The sequence below is a fragment of the Lactococcus sp. DD01 genome, assembly GCF_001578715.1.
Classification (GTDB): domain Bacteria; phylum Bacillota; class Bacilli; order Lactobacillales; family Streptococcaceae; genus Lactococcus; species Lactococcus petauri.
Map to the genome: position 1 here is coordinate 50005 of NZ_KQ968939.1, position 1513 is coordinate 51517.

The window sequence follows — 1513 nt, forward strand, 5'->3', positions numbered from 1 at the left end:
GAAGAAGCTGAAGAGCTCGCAGCAGCTAAAGCATTGAAAGAACGTCTTGAACAAGATGATGTAATGGTTGAAATCAAGATGAAGGTTGGAACGACAGGTCACACCTTCGGTGCTGTGGATAAAGCAGATATCGCGAAAGCACTTCAAAGTCAATTGGATGTTAAAGTAGACAAACGTAAAATTCAATTGATTAATAAGATTCAAGCGCTTGGAATTAAAGATGTTCCAATCAAATTGCACCGTGATGTAACAGCTACAGTCAAGGTCAAAGTAAGCGAGAGATAACATGCCTGATATTGATATTATCAAAGCACCACCACAAGATTTAGCCGCCGAACAAGCCGTTTTGGGGGCTATTTTCCTTGATAGTGACCGCTTGATTGAAGTGAAAGAATTTCTTTCTACGGATGACTTTTACAAAAACGCACACAAGATTATTTTCCGAGCCATGGAACACTTGTCGGACAATCGTGAAGCGATTGATGTGTTAACTGTCCGCTCGCTTTTAGAAAATCAAAACGACTTAGAGACTATCGGGGGCATTGCTTACATTGCTGAGCTTGCTACTGCAACACCAACGGCTGCTAATGCCTCCTATTACGCAAAAATTGTTGCTGAAAAATCTTTACTGCGTCAGTTGATTAATAAATTAACACAAAGTGTAGAGAAAGCTTATAGTCAGGAAGATCCAGCCGAGGATGTTCTTGCGGAAGCTGAAAAGTCATTGATCGATGTGCAGCAAGGGCGTAATACATCAAGCTTTCGTCGGATTTCAGATGTCTTGTCGATGAACCTAGACGATCTGGAAGAACGGGCTAAACAAAAATCAACGATTACCGGTATCGCGACAGGTTATCCGGCCTTGGATGCCATGACGACTGGTCTCCATGAGGAGGAACTTATTATTCTTGCTGCACGTCCAGCCGTGGGTAAGACTGCCTTTGCTTTAAATATTGCACAAAATATTGGGACAAAACAAGATAAAACGGTGGCTATCTTTTCATTGGAAATGGGTGCAGAAAGCCTTGTTAACCGGATGCTTGCAGCTGAAGGAACGATTGAATCGCATAACTTACGTACCGGTCAGCTTAATGACGAAGAGTGGAACCAGTATTTTATTGCTATGGGGACACTTTCGAAAGCAAGTATTTACATTGATGATACTCCAGGGATTAAGATTACAGAGATACGGGCACGTTCTCGTAAACTCGCACAGGAAACAGGCAATCTTGGCCTAATCGTTATTGATTATTTGCAGTTGATTTCAGGGACAGGACGAGAAAATCGCCAACAAGAAGTTTCAGAAATTTCACGTCAGTTGAAGATTCTGGCTAAAGAGTTAAAAGTTCCTGTCATTGCTTTGAGTCAGCTTTCACGTGGAGTAGAGCAACGTCAGGATAAGCGTCCTGTCTTATCAGACATTCGTGAATCTGGGTCAATTGAGCAAGATGCTGATATTGTCGCCTTTCTTTATCGGGACGATTATTATGACCGTGCCGGAGCAGATGACGAG

The 1513-nt window shown here is 42.4% G+C and carries 2 protein-coding genes; both read left to right on the forward strand.

Annotation, left to right across the window (positions count from 1 at the left end):
* Positions 1–285: 50S ribosomal protein L9 (gene rplI, locus LACDD01_RS00230; RefSeq protein ID WP_082779231.1), on the forward strand; the 285-nt coding region annotated here is incomplete at its 5' end.
* Position 286: 1 nt separating this feature from the next.
* Positions 287–1513 (forward strand): replicative DNA helicase (gene dnaB / locus LACDD01_RS00235; protein WP_061412469.1); only part of this gene is annotated, 1227 nt, incomplete at its 3' end.